At 72.7% G+C, this 24,212-nt stretch carries 24 protein-coding genes; 13 read left to right on the forward strand and 11 right to left on the reverse strand.

Going from position 1 to position 24,212, the window contains the following annotated elements; translation table 11 throughout:
* Positions 1-69 precede the first annotated feature (69 nt).
* Both ELR47_RS06250 and ELR47_RS06255 read right to left on the reverse strand, forming a co-directional pair.
* Positions 70-1,935: an LVIVD repeat-containing protein gene (locus ELR47_RS06250; protein WP_205745478.1), complete on the reverse strand. Its 1,866-nt coding sequence runs from the start codon at positions 1,933-1,935 to the stop codon at positions 70-72.
* A 304-nt stretch (positions 1,936-2,239) separates the two neighbouring features.
* Positions 2,240-4,153, reverse strand: coding sequence for an LVIVD repeat-containing protein (locus tag ELR47_RS06255; RefSeq protein WP_130649112.1), 1,914 nt, complete (start codon positions 4,151-4,153; stop codon positions 2,240-2,242).
* A 186-nt stretch (positions 4,154-4,339) separates the two neighbouring features.
* Here ELR47_RS06255 and ELR47_RS06260 point away from each other — a divergent pair, with 186 nt between their 5' ends.
* A complete protein-coding gene (locus ELR47_RS06260) occupies positions 4,340-5,011 on the forward strand; it encodes a DUF305 domain-containing protein (RefSeq protein ID WP_130649113.1) in 672 nt (223 codons plus the stop codon).
* 60 nt (positions 5,012-5,071) lie between these two features.
* Here ELR47_RS06260 and ELR47_RS06265 read toward each other — a convergent pair whose 3' ends face one another.
* The 7 genes from ELR47_RS06265 to ELR47_RS06295 all read right to left on the reverse strand — a co-directional run bounded on the left by ELR47_RS06265 (position 5,072) and on the right by ELR47_RS06295 (position 11,624).
* Positions 5,072-6,868 (reverse strand): hypothetical protein, encoded by a 1,797-nt coding sequence (locus ELR47_RS06265; protein WP_165403877.1) that lies wholly within the window; start codon positions 6,866-6,868, stop codon positions 5,072-5,074.
* Positions 6,829-7,083, reverse strand: coding sequence for a hypothetical protein (locus ELR47_RS06270; RefSeq protein ID WP_130649115.1), 255 nt, complete (start codon positions 7,081-7,083; stop codon positions 6,829-6,831). Before ELR47_RS06270 ends, ELR47_RS06265 begins: the two co-directional genes overlap by 40 nt.
* A 194-nt stretch (positions 7,084-7,277) precedes the next feature.
* Positions 7,278-8,411 (reverse strand): DUF2332 domain-containing protein, encoded by a 1,134-nt coding sequence (locus ELR47_RS06275; protein ID WP_130649116.1) that lies wholly within the window; start codon positions 8,409-8,411, stop codon positions 7,278-7,280.
* 30 nt (positions 8,412-8,441) lie between these two features.
* Entirely contained in the window at positions 8,442-9,401 is a 960-nt protein-coding gene (locus tag ELR47_RS06280) for a quinone oxidoreductase family protein (protein ID WP_130649117.1), read from the reverse strand.
* A gap of 33 nt (positions 9,402-9,434) precedes the next feature.
* Complete coding sequence (locus ELR47_RS06285; protein WP_130649118.1) at positions 9,435-9,911, reverse strand: aminoacyl-tRNA deacylase; 477 nt, start codon at positions 9,909-9,911, stop codon at positions 9,435-9,437.
* A complete protein-coding gene (locus tag ELR47_RS06290; protein WP_130649119.1) occupies positions 9,908-10,639 on the reverse strand; it encodes an ion transporter in 732 nt (243 codons plus the stop codon). The genes ELR47_RS06285 and ELR47_RS06290 overlap by 4 nt, the downstream gene beginning before the upstream one ends.
* 16 nt (positions 10,640-10,655) lie before the next feature.
* Complete coding sequence (locus ELR47_RS06295; protein ID WP_130649120.1) at positions 10,656-11,624, reverse strand: quinone oxidoreductase family protein; 969 nt, start codon at positions 11,622-11,624, stop codon at positions 10,656-10,658.
* 137 nt (positions 11,625-11,761) lie between these two features.
* Here ELR47_RS06295 and ELR47_RS06300 point away from each other — a divergent pair, with 137 nt between their 5' ends.
* The 4 genes from ELR47_RS06300 to ELR47_RS06315 all read left to right on the forward strand — a co-directional run bounded on the left by ELR47_RS06300 (position 11,762) and on the right by ELR47_RS06315 (position 15,634).
* Positions 11,762-12,178: a methylglyoxal synthase gene (locus ELR47_RS06300; protein WP_130649121.1), complete on the forward strand. Its 417-nt coding sequence runs from the start codon at positions 11,762-11,764 to the stop codon at positions 12,176-12,178.
* A complete protein-coding gene (locus tag ELR47_RS06305) occupies positions 12,175-13,113 on the forward strand; it encodes an alpha/beta fold hydrolase (RefSeq protein ID WP_130649122.1) in 939 nt (312 codons plus the stop codon). Before ELR47_RS06300 ends, ELR47_RS06305 begins: the two co-directional genes overlap by 4 nt.
* A 180-nt stretch (positions 13,114-13,293) precedes the next feature.
* Positions 13,294-14,199 (forward strand): AAA family ATPase, encoded by a 906-nt coding sequence (locus tag ELR47_RS06310; protein ID WP_165403878.1) that lies wholly within the window; start codon positions 13,294-13,296, stop codon positions 14,197-14,199.
* Between the two features lie 13 nt (positions 14,200-14,212).
* Complete coding sequence (locus ELR47_RS06315) at positions 14,213-15,634, forward strand: PQQ-binding-like beta-propeller repeat protein (RefSeq protein WP_130649124.1); 1,422 nt, start codon at positions 14,213-14,215, stop codon at positions 15,632-15,634.
* Positions 15,635-15,821: 187 nt separating this feature from the next.
* Here the strand turns inward: ELR47_RS06315 and ELR47_RS06320 are convergent, their stop codons facing one another.
* Complete coding sequence (locus tag ELR47_RS06320) at positions 15,822-17,243, reverse strand: vWA domain-containing protein (RefSeq protein WP_205745479.1); 1,422 nt, start codon at positions 17,241-17,243, stop codon at positions 15,822-15,824.
* Positions 17,244-17,569: 326 nt separating this feature from the next.
* Here ELR47_RS06320 and ELR47_RS06325 point away from each other — a divergent pair, with 326 nt between their 5' ends.
* From ELR47_RS06325 to ELR47_RS06345, 5 genes are all read left to right on the forward strand, one after another.
* On the forward strand, positions 17,570-18,658 hold the full coding sequence (locus ELR47_RS06325) for a tryptophan 2,3-dioxygenase family protein (protein ID WP_130649125.1): 1,089 nt from the start codon (positions 17,570-17,572) through the stop codon (positions 18,656-18,658).
* A 2-nt stretch (positions 18,659-18,660) separates the two neighbouring features.
* A complete protein-coding gene (nadD, locus tag ELR47_RS06330; protein ID WP_165403879.1) occupies positions 18,661-19,239 on the forward strand; it encodes a nicotinate-nucleotide adenylyltransferase in 579 nt (192 codons plus the stop codon).
* 3 nt (positions 19,240-19,242) lie between these two features.
* Positions 19,243-19,764 (forward strand): LytR C-terminal domain-containing protein, encoded by a 522-nt coding sequence (locus tag ELR47_RS06335; protein WP_130649126.1) that lies wholly within the window; start codon positions 19,243-19,245, stop codon positions 19,762-19,764.
* A 200-nt stretch (positions 19,765-19,964) separates the two neighbouring features.
* A complete protein-coding gene (gene rsfS, locus ELR47_RS06340; RefSeq protein ID WP_130649127.1) occupies positions 19,965-20,387 on the forward strand; it encodes a ribosome silencing factor in 423 nt (140 codons plus the stop codon).
* Entirely contained in the window at positions 20,384-21,034 is a 651-nt protein-coding gene (locus tag ELR47_RS06345) for a histidine phosphatase family protein (protein WP_130649128.1), read from the forward strand. The genes rsfS and ELR47_RS06345 overlap by 4 nt, the downstream gene beginning before the upstream one ends.
* Positions 21,035-21,074: 40 nt before the next feature.
* Here the strand turns inward: ELR47_RS06345 and ELR47_RS06350 are convergent, their stop codons facing one another.
* Positions 21,075-21,680: a DUF5698 domain-containing protein gene (locus ELR47_RS06350; RefSeq protein WP_130649129.1), complete on the reverse strand. Its 606-nt coding sequence runs from the start codon at positions 21,678-21,680 to the stop codon at positions 21,075-21,077.
* Positions 21,681-22,188: 508 nt separating this feature from the next.
* On the opposite strand from ELR47_RS06350, the gene ELR47_RS18620 reads away from it, so the two are divergent.
* Genes ELR47_RS18620 through ELR47_RS06365 form a run of 3 tightly spaced genes read left to right on the forward strand, consistent with a single transcriptional unit; the run spans position 22,189 to position 24,142 of the window.
* Positions 22,189-22,986, forward strand: coding sequence for a hypothetical protein (locus ELR47_RS18620; protein ID WP_188584410.1), 798 nt, complete (start codon positions 22,189-22,191; stop codon positions 22,984-22,986).
* Positions 22,983-23,444: a phage holin family protein gene (locus tag ELR47_RS06360; RefSeq protein ID WP_130649130.1), complete on the forward strand. Its 462-nt coding sequence runs from the start codon at positions 22,983-22,985 to the stop codon at positions 23,442-23,444. The genes ELR47_RS18620 and ELR47_RS06360 overlap by 4 nt, the downstream gene beginning before the upstream one ends.
* The gene (locus ELR47_RS06365) at positions 23,441-24,142 is read left to right on the forward strand and encodes a DUF3618 domain-containing protein (protein WP_130649131.1); all 702 of its coding nucleotides are present in this window, start codon (positions 23,441-23,443) and stop codon (positions 24,140-24,142) included. The genes ELR47_RS06360 and ELR47_RS06365 overlap by 4 nt, the downstream gene beginning before the upstream one ends.
* The last annotated feature ends 70 nt before the right edge of the window (positions 24,143-24,212 follow it).

Raw genomic sequence — 24,212 nt, forward strand, 5'->3', positions numbered from 1 at the left:
CGCCCCTCTCGGGGCGGCCCGCCGTGTTGCCGCGGACGACGGGTCACCGCGGTGACCCGTCGTCGGTGCTCAGTCGGCCAGCTCGTCGGCCAGCTCGAGCAGGGCCTGCTTGAGGTCCTGCTCGACGTCGCTGGAGCCGAGCTGGTTGCTGACGGCGCGCAGCTGCGCGACGTCGTTGTTGCGCTGCTTGCTGTTGCTGGCGTTGGCCGCCAGCTCGGCACGGTCGATGAACCGGGTCAGGTTCCGGTCGACGTTGCTGGCCAGGACCCCCTGGCGCTGCGCGGCGGCGTGCCACGCCCGCACCGTGGTGAACGACGCCGGCCAGGTGAAGCGGGTCTGCGCCTGGGGGTTGAACTCATCCAGCTGGACCTGCTCCATGGCCGCCAGCTCGACCTCGCTCAGGTCGGCGCTCGGCGTGAGCTTCCACGAGTCGAAGCCGAGGAAGATCTCGTTGCCGTAGATGTGGCCGTTGTACCAGTAGATCGACCAGTAACCGCCCTGGTGGAACGTCGGCTGCGGGGCGTAGGGCCCGCGGTCGAAGTAGGCGATCTCCACCGGGTTGGCCGAGTCGGTGAAGTCGAACACCGACGCGCCGCCCTCGTACCAGGCCTGCACCATGATGTCGCGGCCCGGCACCGGGACCAGCGAGCCGTTGTGGGCCACGCAGGTCTCGTTGGTGTTCTGGACGTTGGGGATCTTGTAGTAGCTGGCGAACTCGAGCTTGCCGTCGACGAGGTCGAAGATGGCGTTGGCGCCCCAGTTGTCCGGGTCGGTGGTCCGGCAACGCGCGCCGACCCCGCCGCCCCACTCGTCGGTGAACACGACCTTGGTGCCGTCGTTGCTGAAGGTCGCGGAGTGCCAGTAGGCGAAGTTCGGGTCGAGTACCTCGTCGATCCGCTGGGGGTCGGCCGGGTCGGAGATGTCGATCAGGAGGCCGTTGCCCTCGCAGGCGCCGGCGGCCAGGCCGATCTCGGGGTAGGCCGTGATGTCGTGGCAGGCGTCGGTCGCCGCCGTCGACTGTGTCCCCTCACCGTGGTTGCCACCGGGCCACAGGCCGGCCGGGCTCCCGGTCGCCTCGTCGGCCATCAGCCGGGCCTCGTTGACGACCGCGGCATCCGCAGGCGTCGCGAGCGGCACCTTGATGACCTCGACCAGGAACCGCGAGGTGGAGATCGGGTCGCCGTTGGCGTCGAGGTGCGCCGCGAGCGTGTTCGCGTTGGTCGGATTGGTGCAGCCGGCGAGCTGTGCCGCGGAGCGGACCCCGGCGGTGCCGGACACGTAGACGTAGACGTTCGCCGGGTCGCTCGGGTCCTCGACGATCGTGTGGGTGTGCGACCCGCGGCAGGTCTGGACACCGGCGATGTACTGCGGGTTGGCGAGGTCGCTGATGTCGAAGATGCGCACGCCGCGGAACACCGGCGAGGCGGTGCTGGTCGAGCAGTCGGTGCGGCCGGCCGTCGACTCCACCGACATGAACAGCAGGTCGCCGTACACCGACACGTCACCCTGGCCGCCGGGACAGTTCACCGTGGTGGTGAGCACCGGCGCCGCGGGGTCGGAGATGTCGTAGACGCCGAAGCCGCGGTAGTTGCCGCTGATGGCGTGGTCGCCGGTGAAGGCCAGGTCGGAGCCGATGTTGCTGTAGTTGAAGGCGCCCGCCGCGGAGTCCTGCCCGGCGGCGTTCGTCCACCGCGGCTTGGGGCGGTTGGCGAGGTGCTCCATGTTGGACGCGACGGTCTCCGCGTCGGCGTTGGGCACCGTGAACGCGTTGCCGTCGGCCTCGACGTCGGTCCCCGGGGCGAGGTTGCCGCGCGGGTCCGCCTCCTGGGCGACGGCCGCGGTGGACAGCGAGGTGGCCAGCAGGGCCGCGCAGGTCGCTGCGGTCAACCCCCGTCTCGTCCGTCCCCCGATCGAGTGGTGGGTGCGTCGGTTCACACGACTCTCTCCTTGCAGCATGCTGCTGCGGATGTCCGGCGCCCGGTCGGGGCCTGTCCCGTCGACGAGGTCCTCTGCGAGCACGTCACTGTCCCGTCTCCCAACGGACGGTGACCGCGGCGAACCTACCCCCCACGTCCGACGATGCCACGCGGTCGGGGGCGAGAAGCGCGCGCCGTGCCCGTCGTTGGCCGCGAAACCGGGTCGAAACACGCCGGTGGGCCGTCCTCGGTCGAGGACGGCCCACCGGCGTGTCGGTGTCACCGCCGGCGCCCGTGACCAGGTCACGGGCGCCGGACGCGACTCACTTGCTCAGCGTGTCGGCGAGCTCGTGCAGCGCGGCCTTCAGGCCCTGCTCCACGTCGCTGTCGCCGAGCTGGTTGCTGACCGCGCGCAGCTGCGCGACGTCGTTGTTGCGCTGCTTGGCGTTGTTGGCGCCGGCCGCCTGCTCGGCGCGGTCGACGAACTTCGTCACCTGGGCGTCGAGGTCGGCGCCGATCGCGCCCTGGTGCTTGGCGGAGGCCTGCCACCCACGCACGGTGGTGAAGGTCGCCGGCCAGGTCAGCTCCTGCTGGCCCTGGACGTTGTACTCGTCGAAGGTGACCTGCTTGGCGGCGGCGATCTCCGCGGCGCTGAGGAACTCGGACGGGGTGAGGTCGAAGACGTCGAACCCGCGCGCGATCTCGTTGCCGTACAGGTAGCCGTTGTGCCAGTAGGTCGACCAGAAGCCACCGGTCTGCAGCTGCGTCGGGTGGTTCGGGCCACGGTCGAAGTAGGCGATCTCCACCGGGTTCTTCGAGTCGGTGAAGTCGAAGACCGTGGTGCCGCCCTGATACCAGGCCTGCACCATGATGTCACGGCCGGGGACCGGGATCAGCGAGCCGTTGTGGGCGACGCAGTTCTCCTGGTTGGTCTGGACCATCGGCAGCTTGAAGTAGGAGGCGAACTCCATCTTCGGGCCGTCCTCGGTCTGGACCACGTCGAAGATGGCGTTGGCGCCCCAGGTCAGCGGGTCGGTCGCACGGCAGCGCGCACCCGAGCCGCCGCCCCACTCGTCGGTGAAGACGACCGTGGTGCCGTCGTTGTTGAACGTCGCCGAGTGCCAGTAGGCGAAGTTGTAGTCCTCGACGGCGTCGATGCGGCTGGGGTTGGCCGGGTCGGTGATGTCGAGCAGCAGGCCGCGTCCCTGGCAGGCGCCGGCCGCGAGCCCGATCTCCGGGTAGGCGGTGATGTCGTGGCACTGGTAGGTCTGCGAGACGCTCTGACCACCGGGCGCGCGCGGGGAGTCCTCCGGGTAGGTGGGCTGACGACCCGAGCCGGGGAGCCCGTTGAGCGAGCCCTCGGCGTGCTGGTCCTCGCAGGAGTTGTCACCACAGGTCGAGAAGATGCGCGCGTTGCGGTTGACGATCGCCGCGGTCTCGGGCGCGTCGAGCGGCACCTTGATCACGGTGATCGAGAAGTGCGAGGTGTTCGGGTCGACCAGCGTGCTGCCCGTGGAGCAGATGTCGAGCTCCGCGGTCGAGCGGACGCCGGCCGTGCCCGACACGTAGATGTAGACGTTGTCGGGGTCGTTGGGGTCCTCGACCACCGTGTGGGTGTGCGAGCCCTTGCAGGTCTGCACACCGGGCAGGAGAACGGGGTTCTCGATGTCGCTGATGTCGAAGATGCGCACGCCGCGGAACCGGTTCTCCGAGGTGACGCCGCCGCTGGTGCAGTCGATCTTGCCGGCCGTCGACTCCACGGACAGGAACAGCAGGTCGCCGTAGACCGAGACGTCGTTCTGGCTGCCGGGGCAGATGACCGAGGTGGTCAGCTGCGGGTCCGACGGGTCGGACACGTCGTAGACGTTGAACCCGTTGTAGTTGCCCGAGACCACGTAGTCGCCCGTGAAGGCGAGGTCCGAGTTCGTGCTGGCGCCGGGCGCCATGGGCAGGCTCGCGAGCTTCTCGAGGTTGCTGATGGCCTCGCCGGCGGTGTCGCCGGCGCCCGGCTCGAGCCCCACGCGCGGGTCGTCGGTCGTCGGGTACCCGGGTGCGTCGGCGGACTCCGCCGCGAAGCTCTCGAGCCCGATCTCCTCGCTGCCCTCCGGCAGCGAGTCGGTCGGCAGCGTGGCTGCCGAGGCCGGCAGCGCGCCGGCCAGCAGCGCGGTCGCGGCAAGTGCCGCGAACGCGGAACGTCCTGCGCGTCGACGCGCAGGACGGGTCAGGAATTTCTTCATGTTGTGCACACCCTCCCGAGTGTTGCCCCGTGTTGGCTCCCGCTTGCTCCCGTCGTCGTGCGGCCGGCGCGCCGGTTCCCCGTCATGCCGCTCGCGCGACGACGGTCGGAAGCTACTCTGAACCCGGCGCGCCGAGGCCGCAGGTCTCCGGGAGCAGGCAGCCAGCGCACACGCGGGGAGCAGTGCATGAAGCGAGTTTCGTTGATCTCGATGGCCGTGGTCGTCGGCGTCGTCGCGGCCGGGTGCACCGGCGGCACCGCCGAGGAGGAGCCGGCGGCGGCGTCGTCCGAGCCGCGCATCATCCAGCCGGGGGCGCCGGGCGAGCCCAGCCGCGAGCTGACCCCGGAGGAGGCGGCCGAGGCCGTCGAGCCGCCGAGCGCCACCGATGCCGACGTGGCGTTCATGCAGGGCATGATCCCGCACCACGCGCAGGCGCTGCGCATGACCCGCCTGGTCGAGGACCGCACCGAACGCGAGGACCTGCCGCTGTTCGCCGAGCGCATGGACATCTCGCAGGAGGACGAGATCGACCTCATGCGGCGCTGGCTCGAGGAGCGCGACGAGGAGGTCCCGAGCCTGCTCGCCGAGCACGAGGGCCACGAGGGCGAACTGATGCCGGGCATGCTCACCGAGGAGGAGTTCGCCGAGCTCGAGGCCGCCGAGGGCGAGACGTTCGACCGGCTGTTCCTCGAGTCGATGATGCGCCACCACGCCGGGGCCCTGCAGATGGTCGAGGAGCTGTTCGCGGCCGAGGGCGGCCAGGAGCCGGAGATCAGCCAGTTCGCGATGCACATCGTCTCCGACCAGGAGATCGAGATGAGCCGCATGCAGCAGATGCTCGCGGACCTCGACGGCTGAGGCCGACGCGGACGCGGACACGAACCATGACGGGCGGCCTACGGGCCGCCCGTCGTCGTGTCAGCCGGTGAACACGTCGCGGGCCGTGACGGCGTCGGGTGCGATGGCGAGCCGGACCGTGTCGGCCTCGCAACGCAGGCGGGCGTGCCGGTCGGGTCCGGTGAACTCGTGCACGTCGGCGGACGTCACGACCGTCGCGTCCGGGAAGGCGGCGGCGTACCAGGCGGCGAGGTCGTCGCACAGGGTCCCGGTGCCGTCGCCGAGGACCAGCCCCACGGCCGTCGCCGGTCCGTCGGCGAACACGCCCACGCGACCGCCGGCCCACGCCGCGGCCGCAGCGGCCGGGGCGGGCAGGGCGGCTGCCTCGTCGCCGCCGGGTGCCTCGAACAACCACTGCAGCGGGGCGGCGCCGAACTCGTCGGCAAGCACCTCCTCGTAGCCGTCGGGGACGGTCGGGCCGTCGAGGCTCCGGCCGGCGTGGGCGGCGACGCCGAACAGGATCTCGGCGGTGGTCGACGGCGGGTCGGCGTACGCGGCGTCGACGGCCTCCCAGCCACCCTCGCGCCAGCGGTCGCAGACCCAGTCCAGCCCTTCGGTGTAGGGGAACAGCAGCTCCCGTCGCAGGTGCGCCGGGACACCGTCGAGGCCCGCCTGCGCGCGGGCGGCCTCCTCACCGCCGGCCGCGGCGAGCTGGTCGGCCAGCGGGACGTGCGCCAGCGCCCAGCGGTGCATGAACAGCGTGGCATCGCCCTCGACCACCGCCTGCGCCGCCAGGAGCCGGTCGCTGCCGGCCTCGGCCAACGCCTCGAGGTCGGGCAGCCCGAGGGTCTGGTCGGCCAGCGCGTGCTGCAGTTCATGGGCGAGCGTGATCCGGTCGAGGGTACCGATCCGGCCGTCCTCGGGCACCCGGACGACCAGTTCCCCGGTCTCGGGCACGTAGAAGCCGGCCACCTGGTCGTCGAGCAGCTGCCGGCGCACCGTCGCGAGATCGAGCTCGGCCGGGATCGCCCCGAGGGCGCTCAGCAGACGCTCGGCGGCCTCGTCGGCGGCCGGATCGACGTCCTCGGCGAGCAGCGCGTCGAGCCGGTCGGACAGTTCGGCCGGCGTCAGGAAGTCCACCTCGACGGGATCGGTCCAGGCCAGCTGCCGTTCGGCGGCGACCTGGGGCACCAGCGTCGAGACCAGCGCATCCGGGTCGTCGGGCAGCGCATCGGTGCCGGTGTCCTCGAAAGGCGTGAACCGTTCCCCGAGCAGGCCTCCGAGCGCGTCCTGGTCGAGCAGGTCACCGAGCGTGCCGTCCCCGAGTGGGCCGTCGCCGAGCAACCCGCCGAGACCGCCGGCGCCGTCCGGGGTCAGGCAGGCCGCACCCGGCGCGGCACTCGGTGTCCCCGTCGGCGCGCGCCCGTCCGGGTCGAACAGCTCGCCGAGCAGCCCACCGAGCCCACCGAGACCGGCATCCCCGTCGAGCAGCCCCTCGAGCAGGTCGCGCAGGCCTCCGGTGGCGTCGGACGCGCCGCCGGCCTCGAGCTCGTGCACCCGGTCGCGCAACTGCTCGACCTGGACGGCCAGCGCCTCGGCACGGGCCTCCGCCTCCGACGCGCGCCGCGTCTGGACGACCAGGCCGACGCTGGTCGCCAGCAACGCCACCGCGGTGACGCCGGTGGCCAGGGGCAGGATCCAGGGGCGCATGACCGCAGAGGGTAGCCCTCGCTGCTGCCCCGCAGACCGGGGCGCGACCGGTTCGTTCCCGCTCAGGTGTCGACGCTGTCGACGGTGTCGGGACGTGAGTGCGCCGATGCCGAGGCTCGCTGCGGCGGTCACCATCGAGGCGACCTGCCAGCGGCGTGCGGCGTCCATGCGCTCGCCGCGCTCGACGCGCTCGTGGGCGAGTCGGTCGGGTCGGACGTCGCCGTGGGCACCGGCTCGCCGAGACGCTCCTCGACCTGCAGCTCGATCGCCTCCGGCGCGGCATCAGGGCCGGCCACGGCGGAGCTCAGGCCGAAGGCACCGGCCGCGACCGCGGCGGTCGCGGCGGTGGCGGTGGCGGTCTTCCAACGCGGGAGGTGCTTCATGGATCAGGCTCCTAGGTGGTTCGGCGTCCAGCCTGCCGGGTCGACCTGAGCCGCCACTGGGTCTGAGCTGAGAGCGGTCTCAGCCGCCGCCGTGGCGTCCGGGCTTGTTCCCGACGTCGGACAGCGTGCGGGAGCGACCTGGGACGGTCGTGAACCGTCGATGAGGGTTCGCCGAGCTGCAGCTGAGCCGGTTCTCAGGCCCCGGCGGCTGCTGCGCCGTCCACGGGGCGCGGCCGCCACCGCAGCCAGCGGCCGTGGTCGTCGACCGTTCCCAGGACCTGGTCGCGGCGCCGGCCGCCGTGCCAGCTGGTACGGCCCAGGAAGCTGCGCGAGACCCCGTCGCGTCGGGTGCCCGGCAGCAGGCCCCCGTCCTCCATCCCGATGCGCTCGACGTCCCGCTCCGCTCCGAGCGCCGCCAGGGCCGCGTCGAACGCCTGGCGTGCGGCGGCGTCGAGGTAGGCCAGCACCCAGGTGTGGGTGACCACCAGCGTCGCGTCCGCCGGCGCAGCTGCGGCCGCGTCGGCGAGGTCGGTGACCGCATCGCCGGCCGTCACGGGCACCGGGACGTCGACGGCCACCTGCAGCGCGGCCCGCAGGCGCGCCAACCGGTCGGTCTGCTCGGGCCACACGCACGCCTGCAGCCACCGGCGTGCGTCGTCGTCGGTGAGGTCGACCGGGGCCGCGTCCAGGCCGGCGCGCCAGGCCAGCGACGGCAACCGGTCGGCCGGCGGGTCCCCGCCGACCCGGCACGTGAGGCGCACGGTCGCGTCGGCCGGTCCGAGCACGGCCGCCGAGGCCGGTCCGTCGTCGCCGACCAGCGCGTGACGGAACCGGTCGGCGCGCAGGGTCAGGCCGGCGGACGTGCCGACGTCGAGCCAGGCGAGTGGGCGCCCGACCTGCTGCTCGACCGCCCGCAGCGCGAGCAGCAGGGCCGACGAGCGGCCGACCTCGTTGGTCTGGGTGCGTCGGGTCCGGATGCGGTGCTCGACCTCCGACCGCTGGCCCAACGAGGTGGCCCGGAAGATCGGCCACGGGTCCCCGTCGGTGGTCGTGCGTGTCCCGCCGACGCTCGGGTACCACGCGGCCAGCGCGGGAGCCGCGCCGAGGAGCACCAGGTCGTGCACGGCGGCGAACAGCAGGGTCGGATGGCCCAGGGGTGCGCTCGGCGCGGCCGTCAGCAACCCGGCCACGTCCGGGTCGTCCGCCGCGGACCGGGCCAGGTGCGCGTACAGCGGCGAGCGGTCCTCGCAGGCGGAGGCGAACCGCCGCAGGCGCTCCCCGGCGGCCAGCGCGTCGTGGCCGAGGCCCTCGTCGCTCGGCCCGCCCATGTGTCCGCCCCTCCTCGGGACCGTGCCCGATCAGCGTCCCGGGTCGAGCCACACCTTGCCGACCGTCCGCCGTTCACGCAGGTCGCGGTGCGCCTGCGCCGCGTCGGAGAGCGCGTAGGTCCCGCCGACGACCGGCCGCAGGTCACCGGCCGCGGTCAGGGAGAACAGTTCCCGCATCGGCTCGGCCAACAGCCGGTCGGGGTCACGCATCGCGTGTGCCAGCCAGAACCCGATCACGCCCTGCGACCGGCTCATCAGCGCGGCTGGCGCGACCGGGGTCGGCGGCCGACGCGACGCCATCCCGTAGAACACCAGCCGCCCGAAGGGCGCGAGCGCGGCCAGGCTCGCGTCGGTCGTCGGGCCGCCGACCATCTCCAGCACGACGTCCACCCGCCGGCCGCCGTTGGCGTCCCGCAGGGCGGACGCGAGGTCGTCGACGCCGGCGTCCACCGCCACGTCCGCCCCCAGCTCACGCGCCAGCTCGCGCTTCTCCTCGCTGGAGGCGACGGCCACGATCCGGCCGGCGCCCCACCGTCGTGCCAGCTGCACCGCCAGGGTTCCCACCCCGCCGGCGGCGGCGTGCACGACCACCGACTCGCCCGCCTGGAGCCGGGCCGAGGTCCGCAGCAGGTGCCAGGCGGTCGTGCCCTGAAGCACCAGCGCCAGTGCCTGTCCGTCGTCGACCTCGTCGGGGACCGCGAAGGTCAGGGCCTCAGCCGCGACGGCTCGCTCGGCGTAGCCGCCGCCGGCGAGCAGCGCGACGACCCGACGGCCGTCGGGCGTGGTGCCCACCGCCTCGGCGCCCGGGACCAGCGGCAGCGACGACGGTGCCAGATAGGAGTTCTCGGCCTGATGGGTGTCGGCGTAGTTGCAGCCGGCGGCCGACACCTCGAGCAGCACCTCGCCGTCGCCGGCGGTGGGTTCCGCCTCGTCGTCGACGAACTGCAGGACCTCGGGGCCTCCGAACTCGGTGATACGGATCGCGCGCACGGTTCCTCCGGTGCTCGTGGGTCGTTCGGGCGGTCAGCCGGCCCGGGTCACGTCGACGACGGCGGCATCGACGGCCGCGACCAGGTCGGCGGGGGACAGCAGCAGCGACACGCCGTGCGCGCCACCCCCGACGGCGATGCGCTCGGCAGCGGCGGCCTCGGCGTCGACGACCACCGGCAGGGGTCGCACCGTCCCCAGCGGGGTGATCGTCCCGCGCTCGTAGCCGGTCGCCGCGCGGGCCTCGTCGGCGTCGGGCAACGACAGCCGGGAGACGCCGAGGTGGGCCCGCAGCTTGGGCCAGTCGAGCTGCCGTGAGCCGGGCACGACCACCAGCAGGTGCTCGCCCTCGGCACGCCGCACGACCAGCGTCTTGCACAGCCGGTCGACCGGCACGCCGAGGCGGTCGGCGGCCTCCTCGAGGCTGCCGGCCCGTTCGATGACCCGGACCTCGTGGTCGATGCCGAGTTCCTCGGCCGCCTCCACGGCCCGGGTGCGCGGTGGCGTGGTCACGGGTCGTCTCCTTCCTCCTCGAGGGTGGCGCGCTCCTGGCGGGACTCGACGAAGAACGCGCCCAACGTTCCCGCCAGGGACGCGAACACGATGATCGCGTACACGGTCAGGACCAGGCTCAGCAGCCGGCCGGCCAACGTCACCGGCGTGTGCACGAGGTTCGAGGCGATCGCGAGGTTGGCCGACCAGTACAGCGCATCACCGAGCGAGGCGACGGCTCCGTCGCGGCCGCGCTCGAGCACGTACAGCAGCTGCCCACCGCCCAGCGCCACGATCCCGGTCGTGACCGCGAGGAACTGCAGCCGGCCGGCCGCCAGCCCGCGCGCCGTCCCCACGGCGCGGTAGGACGAACCGACCACCCGGGCGGCCGGGAGCACCCGCACCACCCGCAGCGCCCGGGCGATGCGCAGCACCCGCAGGACCGGCAGCACCAGGAACAACAGCGAGGGCCACCGACGGCGCAGGAACCGGCCGGGGTGCCCCGACACGGCCAGCTTCACCACGAACTCGACCACGAACACGATCCAGATCACGTTGCCGGCCGTGGCCAGTACCGGACGCTGCTCGCCGGGGGCCACCAGTTCGTAGGCGACCAGTGCGGCCCACACGACCGCGAGGACGGCCATGGGCACGTCCAGGCGGCGCTCGAGCACCGCGGCCAGCCGCTCCCGCGGCGAGAACTCGTCGTCCGGGTCCGGATCGAGGGTGGAAGCGGCGTCGTCGTTCACACCGGGCCAGCGACGGTCACGGCTGCAGCAGCAGCTTGCCGGCGGTCTGCCCGGACTCGAGGTCCCGATGGGCCTGCGCCACCTCGTCGAGGGCGTGGCGTGCGTGCACGTGCACCTCGAGTTGCTCCTGCGAGACCAGCTCGAACAGGGCGTTGGCCCGCCACTCGAGCGCGTCCGACGTCGCGACGTAGTCGTGCAGCGACGGACGCGTGAGGTACAGCGACCCCTTGGCGTTGAGCACCTGCGGGTCGAGCGGTTCGACCTTGCCCGACGACGCGCCGTAGAGGACGAGCATGCCGCGCGGGTGCAGGGCGTCGAGCGAGGCGGCGAACGTGTCGCGCCCCACCGAGTCGTAGGCCACGTCGACGCCCTGACCGTCGGTGTGCTCCCGCACCGCGGCGACCAGGTCGACGTCGCGATACCGGATCACCTCGTCGGCACCCAGCCGGCGGACCTCCGCCTCCTTGTCGTCGGTGGACGTGCAGGCCAGTACGCGTGCGCCGCGCCGCTTGGCCAGCTGCACCAACAGGCGACCGACCCCACCGGCCGCGGCGTACACCAGCGCCGTGTCGTCGCTGCCCAGCTTGTAGGTGGAACTGGTCAGGTAGTGGGCGGTGAGGCCCTGCAGCATCAGCGCGGCGGCCAGATCCGGCTCGACCCCCTCGGGGACCAGCACGGTGCGATCGGCGGCGACACTCGTCAGCTGCGCGTACGAGCCGAGCTGGTCGGCCCAGGCCACCCGGTCGCCCTCACGTCGATGCTCGACGCCCTCGCCGACGGCGCGAACGACGCCGGCGCCCTCGAGCCCCAGGCCGCTGGGGAGCTCGAGCGGGTAGGCACCGCTGCGCTGGTAGGTGTCGACGAAGTTGACGCCCGCCGCGAGCACCTCGACGACGAGCTCGCCGGGGCCCGGACGCGGCTCGTCGGCATCCTCGACCCGCAGTACCTCGGGCCCACCGTTCTCGTGGAATCGCACGGCACGCACGGCGCTCGGTCTCCTCGTCGGCTGCCGACCACGCTAGTGGCGTGCAGCGACGCGTCCGCAGCCGCCGACCCCGTCCGGTGGTCGTCGTCGGCCGCCCGTGGCTAGGGTGCCGCCGCCGAACGGGACAGGAGACGGCCGTGGCGAGTCCGCAACCGGGCGCCGCGCTGGCGTTGATCGCCCACGACGCCCGCAAGGACGAGCTGGTGGCGTTCTGTGAGCGTCGTCGCGACGAGCTGGCCTGCTTCCGGCTGCTGGCGACCGGCACGACCGGTGGGCGCATCGCCGAGGCGACCGGCCTGGAGGTCGAGCGGGTGCTCTCGGGGCCCGTCGGCGGCGACGTGCAGATCGGCGCGCGACTGGTCGACGGCGACGTGCTCGCCGTGTTGTTCCTGCGCGACCCGATGACCGCCCATCCCCACGAGCCCGACATCCAGGCCCTGCTCAAGCTGTGCGACATCCACGCCGTACCGCTCGCCACCAATCTCGTGACCGCCGAACTGGTGCTCGACGCCCTCGTCGACCACGCCGGGACGGGGGAGGGCACGGACGCATGACGCTGCAGGCCACCTACGGGAGCTTCGCCGGGCCGCTCGAGGGCACCCCGGTGACGGTCGGGGACCACGACGGCACCCCGGTCGTCCTCGACGTGGTCGTCGACGGGCCGGCCGACGGGGAGCCGGTGCTGCTCGCCGCCGGCCTCGGCATGCAGCGCACCGGTTGGTCGCCGCGACTGCTCGACGGGCTGCACGCCGCCGGCTACCGCACCGTCACCGCCGACAACCGTGACGTCGGTCGCGCCACCGTGCTGCCCGGTGAGGTCGCCGACCTCCCGCGTGGTGCCGACGGCTGGCCGGTCGCGCCCTACGGGCTCGCCGACCTGGCCGCGGACCTGGTCACGGTGCTCGACCAGGTCGGGGTGGACGGTCGCTGCCACGTGGTCGGGATCTCCATGGGCGGCATGATCGCCCAGCACGTCGCCCTGGGCACGCCCCGACGGGTCGCCTCGTTGACGTCGCTGATGTCGATGACCGGCGCGGCCGACACGGGGCAGACGCACGCGTCGGTCCGCTGGGTGCTCACCACGCCGGCGCCGGTCGCCGACCCGGATGCGTACGTCGAGCACGCCCTCGCCGTCGCTCGGGCCGTGGGCAGCCCCGGCCGGGTCGACGAGGACGCCGTGCGGGCCCGCGCGGCGGTCGAGTTCGCGCGCGGGGTGCACCCGCAGGGCACCGCCCGGCAACTGCTCGCCATCCGGGGCGACGGCGACCGTACGGCCCGGCTCGGCGCCGTCGCCGCACCGACGTTGGTCGTGCACGGTGACCGCGACCCGTTGATCGACGTCTCCGGTGGTGCGGCGACCGCGGCCGCCATCGCCGGCTCCCGGCTCGAGGTGGTCGCCGGTCTGGGGCACGACCTGCCCGACGCGTTCGTCGACGCGCGGGTGCTGCCGTTGCTCGTCGACCACCTGCGTGCCGCGCCGATCGCCTGACCGGCTCGTTGCACGACGCCGAACCGTGTCGCGTGTCCGGAAGGCCACGGCGGAGCCATCGGGCACCGGTTGGTCGCCGGGGCACGACCTGCCGTAGCCTCCCGGCCGGCGTCCTGCGGCCGCCGACGTGGTCCCGGCACCGGCCCGCGCCCGTCCCGCCCTCCGGCGAAAGCACCCGGCGTGTCCAGCAACCCCAGCGAGTTCGGCGGTGTGGTCGACGTCCGCGAACGTCTGTCCGCGGTCGGGTACCTCCCCGACGCGTCGATCGAGACCGTCACCTACCTCGCCGAGCGGCTGCACAAGCCGGTGCTCGTCGAGGGGCCCGCCGGTGTCGGCAAGACCGAATTGGCCAAGGCCGTCGCCGCCGCCCGCGGGGCGGAGCTGATCCGCCTGCAGTGCTACGAGGGGCTCGACGAGGCCAAGGCGCTCTACGAGTGGAACTACAAGAAGCAGTTGCTCCGCATCACGCACGCCCGTGGCGGGGACACCGCCGGCGGCGAGAGCTGGGACGCGGTCGAGGACGACCTGTTCGGCGAGGACTACCTGCTCGAGCGGCCACTGCTGCGGGCGCTGCGCCACCCCGGTGACGTGGTCCTGCTCATCGACGAGGTCGACAAGGTCGACTTCGAGTTCGAGGCGTTGCTGCTCGAGATCCTGTCCGACTTCCAGGTCACCATCCCGGAGCTCGGCACCGTGCGGGGCAGCCGGCACCCGTTCGTGGTGTTGACCTCGAACAACACCCGGGAGCTGTCCGAGGCCCTCAAGCGTCGCTGCCTGTACCTCCACCTCGACTATCCGTCGGTCGAGCGGGAGAAGCAGATCGTGCTCTCCCGGGTGCCCGAGGCGCCGGAGGCGCTCGCCGACCAGCTCGTGCGCATCGTGCGCTCCCTGCGCCAGCTCGAGTTGAAGAAGCCACCGTCGATCTCCGAGACGCTCGACTGGGCACGCACCCTGCTCGAGCTCGGGTTCGACGCCGTCGACGAGGGCGTGGCGCGCAGCACCCTGAACGTGCTGCTGAAGTACCAGCAGGACGTCGAGAAGGCCGCGGCGCACCTCAAGCTGCCGCCGCGCCCCGAGATGAACTGACGAGCGCCGTCCAGTGAGCGATCCCACGGTCCCCGAGGACCTCGACCCGGTGCGGGGGACCAGCGACGACCCGCTGTCCGCCGACCGGCGTGTGCTCGCCATCGGTGCCCTCGCGATGGTGCTGCTGATCGTCGTCGGCGTCGTCGCGGCCTCCGTGTTCACCCGTTCGGCCTGCGCGGACATCGCCGTCGACACCGTGCCGGCCGGCACCGCCGGCGACCTCGAGACGGTGCTCACGGACGGCCTCGGCGACCTGTTCGACGACGAGCGTCAGGTCCTGCTCGACTTCCTGACCGGCATCCTGCCCGACCGCCTCGGGCCGGTGACCGGTGCCGTCGACGTGCTCGGGGCCGAGGGTCTGACCCCGGTCGGGACGGCCGGCGAGCGTCTGGTGGCGGCCACCGGCACGACCACCACCGTGATCGACGTCGCCGCCGTCGAGGCCGCCGGTGCGGTCGACGTCGGCAGCGGAACGGTCGTGGGGAGCGGCCCGAGCCTGTACGACCTCGCGCTGATCAACCCCGGCACCGGACAGACCGACGCGTTCCTGCCGCTCGACGCCCGCCTCGACGCCGGTGACTGCCTCGACACCGCCACGGTCGGTACGTCCTTCGCCTTCTTCCTCGACGCCGCGGACGGCCAGCTGCTGCTGTTCCGGGTCGAGGAGGACGGCGAGTTCCCCGAGCTCGAGCTGCGCGACGCCCACCAGGGACAGATCTGGGCGTCGCACCTCGACGTGCCGGAGATCCCGCCCGGCATCACCGGGGAGCGGCTCGACGCGCAGATCGGGGACGACCTGGTCGTCGTCGGGCGTCGGACCACCGTCGAGGACGAGACCCCGATCGTGAGCGCGTTCACGCGCGACACCGGTGCCGGCGTCTGGAGCCTCGAGCTTCCCGCGCTGCTCGACGCCGCCCCCGCGGGCGACACGCCGGTGTGGGTCGACGTGCTCGACGTCGACACGGACACGACGTTGCTGGGCCTCTCGCGCGAGGACCGGCAGGGCGAGGCGAGCCTGGTCGCGCTCGACAGTGCCGACGGATCGCTGCGCTGGGCGGACGACCTCGATGCCGCCGTGCCGGTGACCGCTTCGCTCGCCGGCGACACGGCCACCGTCGTGGTCGACACCGGCACGGACGTCGAGGTGCGCCTCGTCGACCTCGCCGAGGGCGCCACGCGCCAGCGGGCCTCACGCCCCGACCCCGCCGGTGAGGCGTTCGACGGACGGGTCGGCATCGTGCCCCTGGACGACGCCACGCTCGTGGTCGCAGGAACCTCGAGCTTCGTCGTCGGGCCGGGGGAGCAGGGCGCGTCCGGCTACCGCCCCGAAGCGTCGCAGGCGCGCCTGGTCGATGCCGTACGCGTCGGGAACGCCACCGTCGTGCTCGTCACCAGCGAGGACGGCGCCGTCGCCGTCGTCTACGGCGACGCCTGAGTGGATCGGTACCTCGCGATGCGCTCGTGATTCCTGCGTGCTCTCGCTACGCGATGCGCTCACTTCTTCGGGCGTGCTCTCGCTACGCGATGCGCTCGTGATTCCTGCGTGCTCTCGCTACGCGATGCGCTCGTGATTCCTGCGTGCTCTCGCTACGCGATGCGCTCGTGATTCCTGCGTGCTCTCGCTACGCGATGCGCTCGACGAACGTCGCGAGCTGCTTGAGGTTGCGGACCTCGACCATGTCCTCGACGAAGCGGGCGTAGGACGACGAGATCGAGTCGCCGGTGTCCCAGAACTGGATCGGCTCCGGATTCAACCAGTACACGCGTCGGGCACGTCGGGCCAGGTCCTGCAGCACCCAGGCATTGGCCTGCCGATAGTTGTTGCGGGCGTCGCCGAGGATGAGCACGGTCGAACGCGGCGTCAGGTCGCGGGCGTAGCGGGTGTGGAACCGCTCGAGCGAGTGGCCGTAGTCGGAGTGGCCGTCGAGCCAGACGAGCTCCGCCTCGGCGAGCATCCGCTGCATCGCGTCGGTGGGGTCCCCTCGCTCGAACAGCCGTGTGACCTCGTCCAGCGTGTCGATGAAGGCGAACGAGCGCACCTTGCTGAACTGCTCCTGCAGCGCGTGCACGAGCAGCAGCGTGAACCGGGCGAACGAGGCCACCGACCCCGACACGTCACAGATGACGAACAGCTCCGGCTTGTGGGGACGGCGGGGGCGGAAGTGGGGATCGAACGGCACGCCACCGGTCGACAACGACTCGCGCACGGTGCGTCGTACGTCGAGGCGTCCGTCCTTGCCCTGTCGGCGCTTGACCGACACGCGCGAGGCCAGCTTGCGGGCCAGGGGCCGGATCTGTGCCCGCAGGGCCGCCTGGTCCTCGACCGACAGGTGGAAGAAGTCGAGTTCCTCGACGGGCGGCCGGGTCATGCGGTCGGCGACCTGCTCCAGTCCCCGATCGGCCGCCGCGCGACGCCGGATCTCCGCCTCGACCTCCTGCCGGAATGCCCGCAGCCGCGCCTCGAACTCGTCGCGGTGCAGCCGCTCCTGCAGCGGAGTGAGCTGCTCGGCGTCGTCGACGGTTCGTCCCAGCATGTCGCGCAGCAGTTGCTGCAGGTCGACGGCGCGAAAGACCTTGTACTGGAAGTACGAGACCCCGCCGTCACGGCCCTCGACGCGGCCGAACTGGTCGACGGCGAGCCGGGCCATCTGCCGGATCGTCTCCTCGTCACCCTCCATCAGCCGGTCGAGCAGTTCGTCGAGGTAGGACTCGGGGTCGAGCTCGCCGTCGCCGTCGCCGGCGTCCTCGACGGCGCGGTCGCTGCCGTCACCGGCGGGACGGGCGGGGAAGTAGAGCGCGAACAGGTCGTCGAACGCGCGGCGATGGGTCACCGAGGTGACCGTCACCGCCGCCAACGCCTCGCGCAGCTGGGTGCGGTCGAGCAGGTCCAGGTGCGGGAGCGTGCGGACCGCGTCGATCGCCTCGGACTGGGTGGGTCCCACCCCGGCACGTCGCAATGCCTGCACGAAGTCGAGCACCCGCTGCAGCAACCCGTTGACCGGTGGCGGCCCCTCGGCCAGCACGTCGGCCACCCGCTCGTCCACGGCCGCCTCCTCGTCGTCGCCGCCAGCCTACGGTGAACCGGAGCAGGGACGGTGACGAACCCGACTCGGCTGCGGAACAGGAGCAGGCCGTGGACCTGATGGTGCTGGTGGCGGAGGTCGACGTGCCGGGCTGGCTGCGGGTGGTGCTCGCCGGTGTCGCCGTCGCGTCCATCGTCGGCATCACCGCCACCCTCGGCCGGGACTGAAGCCGGCGGTGTCGGCAGCCGGTCGCCGCCCCGGCGCGCGCCACCGTCGGTGGCCGAGGCTGGAACCGGCGCGCGCGGCCGATAGCGTGCGCGGCAGGTCGCGGGTGCGGAGGTCGGCGGGTGCAACGGGTGCGCTACTACTGGGACTATCTGGGTCTGGACGAGGTGCTCGCTGCGCAGCGGCTCGCCTCCAGCGAGGACGGCGGTGACCCGGCGCACGACGAGTTGCTGTTCATCGTCACTCATCAGGCGTTCGAACTGTGGTTCAAGCAGATCCTGTGGGAGCTCGACGCGGTCATCGGCACCCTGTCGCAGGCACCGGTCGACGAGCGCGACATGGGCCAGGTGCTGCACCGGCTCGAGCGGATCAACGAGATCCAGCCGCTGCTCGTCCAGCAGTTCGCGGTGCTCGAGACCATGACGCCGCTGGACTTCCTCGACTTCCGTGATCAGCTGATCCCGGCCAGCGGGTTCCAGTCGCTGCAGTTCCGGTTGATCGAGAACCGGCTCGGTCTCGATCCGGCCAAGCGGATGAAGATCCAGGGATCCCACTACACCTCACGGCTCTCGCGCGAGCACGCGGCCCGGGTCGAGGCGTCCGAGTCGGAGCCGACCCTGCTCGGCGCGCTCGACGCCTGGCTGGCACGAACGCCGTTCCTGCGCTTCGGCGCCTTCGACTTCTGGGCCGCCTACCGGGACGCCGTCACGACCATGATCGAACGCGACCGACAGATCGTGGCCACCAACGCGAACCTCGACGAGGTCAGTCGTCAGCAGCAGCTCGACGCGTTCGAGACCACGGTGGAGACGTTCGCGACGCTGTTCGACCGCGAGCGGTGGGAACAGCTGCGGGCCCAGGGCCGCCGACGGCTGTCGCACGAGGCCTTCCTCGCCGCGCTGCTGATCAGCCTCTACCGCGACGAGCCGGCGTTCCACACGCCCCACCGGATGCTGCGCACGCTGGTCGACCTCGACATCGGCTTCCACGCCTTCCGCAACGCCCACGCCCAGCTGGTCCACCGCACCATCGGCGGGCGCATCGGCACCGGCGGGACCGCCGGGCACGAGTACCTCGAGGCCGCCGCCCGCCGGCACCGGGTGTTCACCGACCTGTTCGACCTGGCCACCTACTCGGTGCCGCGCGACGAGCTGCCCGAGCTGCCCGACGACGTGCGCGACCAGCTCCGCTTCCGCTTCCAGCCGAGCTGAGCGTGCCCGCCCGGGTCGGCCTGCTCGGTGGGACCTTCGACCCGCCGCACCTCGGCCACCTCGTGGTCGCCGAGTCCGCGCGGGTCGACCTCGGGCTCGACGAGGTCCGGCTGCTCGTCGCCGGTGACCCCTGGATGAAGCGCACGGTGGGCGCCCCGGCGCACCGGGTGGCGATGACCCGCGCCGCCGTGGCCGAGGACCCGCACCTGTCGGTCGACGTCCGTGAGACCGCACGTGACGGGCCGACCTACACCGCGCAGACGCTGGCCGACCTGCACGCCGACGAGCCGGGGACCCGGTGGACGTTCCTGCTCGGGGCGGACGCCGTCGCCGCTCTGGAGCAGTGGCACCGCCCCGACGACGCGCTCGCCGCGGCAGCGTTCGTGGCCGTCACCCGTCCGGGCCACGAGTTGCACGTCGCCCCGCGTTTCGCCGACCGGGTCGAGCGCCTCGAGGTCCCACGTCTGGAGATCTCGTCGACCGACCTGCGGGCCCGCTACGCATCGGGACGATCGACCCGTTACCTCGTGCCCGAAGCGGTCGACCGGTACGTCCGAGATCATCGGCTGTACGTGGAGTGAGCAGTGGACCGCGACGGAGCAGGGTGGACGCACCGGACGGCGTCCGCGGCGCAGCGGCGACGCCTGCGCCGGCGGGCGCGTCGACCGGGGTCCTCGCTGCTGCGTGCCCTGGCGAAGGTCGCCGGCCTGGCCGCGCTGGGCACGCTTGCCGCGACGGCGATCGGCGCCACCTCGCTCGGACCCGTCACGCTGCCCGTGGTCGACCTCGACCCCTCGGGAGTCGCCACACCGGCGGCGGTCGCGTCCCGTGAACCGATCGTGCGGCTGGTCACCGGGGACGTCCACGCGACGGACGCCACGACGCTGCGCGACGCCGGGTTCACCGTCTTCACCGTCGACGCGACCGCCCAGCCCGGGTCCGTGACGCGGATCCTGGTGCACCGGGACGGTGCGGACGCGCTCGTCGTGGCCGCCGACCTGCGTGACGTGCTGCGCCGCGGGGTGATCGAGCGCGGCGAGAACCTCGGCGACGGGGTGGATCTGACGGTCGTCCTGGGGGCCGACGACCGCGACGGGCGTCGCTGACGGGTGGCGACGGTCGTCCCCCGGTGCCGCCGTGGGCGACGGCACGGACAGCGGTGAGCAGTGTGACGGGGCGACGCTGCTGCGGCGCTCGAGCGCCGAGCCCGACCTCCCACGCACGCCCGCGTCGTCGTCTCGCGCCCGTCGGGCGGCTGTGGTTCCCTGGCTCGACACGATCCGTCCATCGACGAACGAGCCTGCCCGTGCCCGCCACCGACGAAGCCGTCGCGCTCGCCGTCGCCGCTGCCGATGCGGCCGACGACACGAAGGCCACCGACCTCACCATCCTCGAGGTCGCCGACCTGCTCGCCCTGGTGGACGTGTTCCTCCTGGCCACGACCGCGAGCGATCGACAGCTGAAGGCGACCGCCGAGTCGGTCGAGGAGCGCCTCCAGCGTGAGCACGGACGCAAGCCGCTGCGTCGTGAGGGCACCGCCGAGGGCGGCTGGCTGGTCCTCGACTACGGCGACCTGGTCTGCCACCTGTTCTCGACCGAGGAACGCGAGTTCTACGCGCTCGAACGGCTGTGGGCCGATGTTCCGCGGCGCGACGTGCGGACCGGCGAGCCCGTGGGTGCGAGCCCGGCGCGGCTCGGTACGGACCGCTCCCTCGAGGCCGACGCATGAGGCGCCTGGTGCTGGTGCGCCACGGTGAGTCGATCTGGAACGCCACCGGTCGCATCCAGGGTCAGCAGTGCGCCGGCTTGTCGGACACCGGCTCGGCCCAGGCACGGGCCACCGGTGCGGCGCTCGCCGAGGGACACCCCGATGCCCGGGTGGTGGTCTCGGACCTGTTGCGCTGTCAGCAGACGGCGCAGCCGTTGCTCGACGCGCTCGGGGGCGAGCCGGTCACCGACGCCAGGCTGCGCGAACGCAGCTTCGGCGCCTGGGAGGGGTTGACGCGCGACGAGGTCGCGGAGCGCGACGCCGAGCGTTGGCGGCGGTGGCGCGAACGCGACGACGAGGTCGTGGCCGAGATCGACGGGGAGACCGACGCGGTCTTCGTCGCCCGAATCGTCCCGGTGCTGCGCGAACTGCTGGCGGACACGCCGCAGGACGGGGTGACCGTGGCGGTCACCCATGGGGGCCCGATCTGGCACGGGACGCACGCCCTGCTCGGGTTGCCGCCGGCGACGCTGGGCACGGTCCACAACGCGTCGGTGACCGAGCTGGTGTCCACCGACGGCGGATCGCCGGCGCTCGAGCGCTACAACGAGATCGCCCACCTGCCCCGCGAACTGCGTGTCGGCCGGCAGCCGGCCGTGGTCGCCTGAGGCGGCTGCACGCGCACCGTCGAGGTCGGACGAGGCGTTCCTAGACGCGGCCGGCGGGGGTGACCCCGGGCACGGGCGCGGGATGGACGGCGTTGTCGATGGCCGCGAAGGACTGCTCGTCGACCGCACGGGCGATGGCCAGCACCCGGTCGGCGTCGCGGCGGCGGACCGTCGCCAGGACCATGTCGACGTCGCCCTTGTAGCCGGTGCCCCGGAACACGGTCGCGCCGAACCCGGCCGCGTGGATGGCCCGGGCGATGCCGTGACCGAGATCCAGGGGTCGCCCGACCTCGTCACAGCGGGTGGCGTCGGCGTAGACCCGCACCGTGGCCATGCCCAGTCGCAGGCGCCCGGTGAGCTGCACGCCGACGAAGGTGCCGGCGGCGACGCCGACGACGAACCCCGCCGTGCGCAGCGGGGTCATGTCGGCGAAGACGATCCCGGCCGCGGCGAGCCACGTGCCGGCCTCCAGACCGGACGTCGTCGCCGCCAGCCAGCGTCGTTGCTGGACCACGAACACGGTCTTGAACACGTTGAGGGACACGTCGCCGATGCGGAGCAGGGCGATGGCCACCGCCGGCCACAGCAGTTGCCAGAGGTCGGTGGCGTCGGCGAGAGCGGCGTCGGCGATTGCGGGGTCGAACACGAACACATCCGAGACGTGGGGGAGCGGCGTCGGTGCCGCGGACGAGGGCGGTTTCGAACGGGTCCATCGGCCGCCCCTGCGCCCACTGCAGTGGTTCGGCGTCGCGCGGCCCGTCGGCGCGGCGCTCCCGGCCCCTCGGGGCTGGCTTCGCTGCCTCGGATCGGGTCGGATTCGCCCCGATCCGCACGGATCCGCCCCGATCCGTCCGCGATCCACGCCCACACGTCCTGCTCAGCTGGACCAAGTCGGCAAGCGCCTGACCATTGCCCGGTCAACTGCCGCTGCGTGCCCCCGGAAACGGGGTTTCGCGCAATTCCTCGGAGGCGGGACTGGTCCTCCGACCACCTCGTTGCGCCCGGACGGCCGCCGGCCGCGGCCACCGGTGGGGCGGTGTCATGGACCTGGGACCAGCCTCCCCTGTCCGCGAACGGCTGTCGACCCCGTTTGCTGTGTTCCCCGGCCGATGCGCGCCCAGAGGCGTCGGCCGCCCCAAGACGGAGGGAACGACGTGGCACAGCCACAGACGTACGGGACCACCAGCAACCAGGACGACAACGACACCGTGGACCTCGGCAAGCAAGAGGGTCGCGAGGTCGCCGAGGACGCCAAGCAGCAGGCCAGCGAGGTGGCCGGGACCGCCAAGTCCCAGGCCGGCAACGTGGCCAACGAGGCCATGGGCCACGCCCAGGACCTGGCGCAGGACGCCAAGCAGCAGCTGCACCGGCAGGCCCGTCAGCAGACGGACGCCTTCGGGGAGGTCATCGGGACGCTCGGTTCCCGGGTGCACGCCCTCGCCGACGGCAACGTCGAGGAGGCCGGTCCGGTCGGTGACTACGCGCAGCGGCTGGCCGGACAGGTCGACCAGCTCGCGGGCCGGGTCGACCAGCTCGGCTTCGACGGCATGATCGACGAGGTCCAGCGCTACGCCCGACGCAAGCCCGGGGTGTTCCTCCTCGGCGCCGCCGTCGCCGGCTTCGCCGCCTCGCGGCTCGCTCGTGGCGCACAGGCCGCCCAGGAGCACGAAGGCAACGGGTCCGCCGGCGGCACCTCGTCGCGCCGCACCGGTTCGCCCTCGGGTCTGAGCTCGCCCACGTCCGCCGGTACCGGCGGCATGGCGACCGGCACCGGCGGCACCGCCGGTATCCCCGGTGGGACCTCCGGCACGACCGGCGCCGCCGGGAGTTCCGGCACCACGCCGCCGCCGTTGCCCAGTGCCGGTAGCCCGACCGGTGGGGTCGTCCCGCCGCCGACGTCCGCGCCCAGCGCGCTGCCCGGCACCGACACGCCCGGAGGGAGCCCCCGATGAGCAGCACCCCCACTCCGCACGGCTCCGAGGCGGTCGACGACCTGCGGGTCGACACCGCCTCGGCCCCGCCGCCAGGCCCCAACGCCTCGCTGAGTGACCTCGTCAGCCGACTCGGTGACGACGTCACCCTGCTGTTCCGGCAGGAGGTCGAGCTCGCCAAGATCGAGATCAAGCGCGAGGCGACCACCGCCGCCAAGGCCAGCGGCATGTTCGTCGTCGCCGGCCTGCTCGGCCTGGTGACCGTGTTCCTGCTCGCCTGGGCCGCAGCCTGGGGTCTCGCCGCCGTGATGCCCACCGGTCTGGCCTTCCTGATCGTCGGCATCGTCTTCGGTATCGCCGCCGCCGTGATCGGCATGGCCGGCAAGAAGCGGTTCGAGCAGGTCGACTTCACCCCCCACGAGACCGTCGAGACCCTGCAAGAGGACAAGCAGGTCGTCCAGGATCGGATGAGTTCATGAGTCAGTACGCGACCACCGACACGCCCCAGGACCCCGAGCAGCTCAAGCGCGAGATCGCGCGCACGCGGTCGGACATGGACCGCACGCTGGCCGAGCTCGAGGACCGGGTCAGCCCGCAACGCATCAAGGAGCGGCAGACCGAGAAGGTTCGGGGCAAGTTCCAGCGCGCGAAGGATGCCGTCATGGGCAACACGCCCGACAGCGACGAGGTGAAGGGCCGTGCCCAGGGCATGGCCGACGACGCCAAGGACCGCGCGCAGGGCATGGCCGACGACGCCAAGGGCCGGGCGCAGGGGCTGGCCGACAGTGCCAGCGGCACGCTGCACGACGCCTCGGAGGCGATCCAGCAGAGCCCGCAGCGCGTGGAGCAGGCCACCCGCGGCAACCCGCTCGCGGCCGGACTGATCGCGTTCGGTGCCGGAGCGCTCCTCGGCTCGCTGCTCCCGGCCACCCGTGCCGAGGAGGAGCTCGCAGGAGAACTCCGCGACACCTTCGAGGACCCCGTCAGGCAGCAGCTGCAGGGTGCCGGCCAGGAGATGAAGGACGACCTCCAGGAGCACGCGCAGCAGGCGGTCGAGGACACCAAGCAGTCCGCGCAGCAGGCGGTCGACCGCACCAAGTCGCAGGCCCAGGGCGCTGCCGACCAGGTGCAGGGCCACGCGAAGGACTCGGCGCAGACGGTCAAGGACCAGCGCTGACCGCGACCGACGTGCGTGTCGGGCCCGTCATCGCGACGGGCCCGACACCGCGACGAACCAGAGAGGAGCG

Source organism: Egicoccus halophilus, from assembly GCF_004300825.1.
Classification (GTDB): Bacteria; Actinomycetota; Nitriliruptoria; order Nitriliruptorales; family Nitriliruptoraceae; genus Egicoccus; species Egicoccus halophilus.